The 805-nt window shown below is 39.4% G+C and carries 1 protein-coding gene; it reads right to left on the bottom strand.

Translation table 11 applies throughout. The features are described 5' to 3' along the window. Positions 1–642 (bottom strand): hypothetical protein (locus tag GRP75_RS28410; RefSeq protein WP_160791052.1); only part of this gene is annotated, 642 nt, incomplete at its 3' end. Positions 643–805: the final 163 nt, after the last annotated feature.

Here is an 805-nt window from a genome sequence, read left to right as displayed (position 1 = left end):
AAAATTGAATCTGTCTTGGTACTCTTGTTGTCCTGCTCCAGAGAAGTCTATGCTGAAATAGTTAAGTATTGCCAATGCCACACCAGGAATAGTCTTGTGAGCATAAGCAATCTCCACTGCGCCTGTTTGGCCAGTTAGTGATTTAGGAGCTCTTACTTCTTGTCTGGCAAATCCATCTTGCGGATCTGGATATCCTAAAACATCTACCTCGAAGGCGTCACCCTCAATTTGTTGTTTCTGTAGTTGGTTTTCGTACTGATAAAGGTGCGATCCGCTTCTCCAGTTATGGACACTATATGGAGAACGATAAGGAGTAACTTTACTTTGCCAAGCCATTGCCAATGTATCAGTGTAATAAGCCAAAGGACCTCTTTCCCAGTTATAAAAAGCATAAACATGGTAGGCATTTTCTTTACTGTTCGGAGATTCGAGTTTAAATGCATATCCGTACATTTTGAAGATTCCATCTTTTACATCTTGAGTAGAAATTTTATCAGATGGTGCGACTGTTTTGCCATTTTCATCTTTAATGACAACTTCAGGGTCTAACTCTTCAATTTTTATCTTAGTGCCACCGTTACTCGCAATGTCCTTTTTTAATTCCAATGGAGTGAAACCTAATTCTTCGTCAGTAAAGCCCATTTGTTTTAAATAACCGTCAATTTCCGATTCGCTTTTTGTACTAGCATCCTTAAAGGGTTCTAAGCCGTGTGAGTCTGACTCTGCTGGATTTGCGGATACAGGGATGGAAAATACCAATAAAAAAATGAGTGTCAGTAAGGTTGCAGACAGCTTTTTCATTCAT

This window comes from Paenibacillus sp. OT2-17 (assembly GCF_009827695.1).
In the GTDB taxonomy this organism is placed as follows: domain Bacteria; phylum Bacillota; class Bacilli; order Paenibacillales; family Paenibacillaceae; genus Paenibacillus; species Paenibacillus polymyxa_B.
The sequence above is the reverse complement of the archived record's forward strand: the minus strand, read 5'-3'. Positions and strand labels throughout refer to the sequence as shown.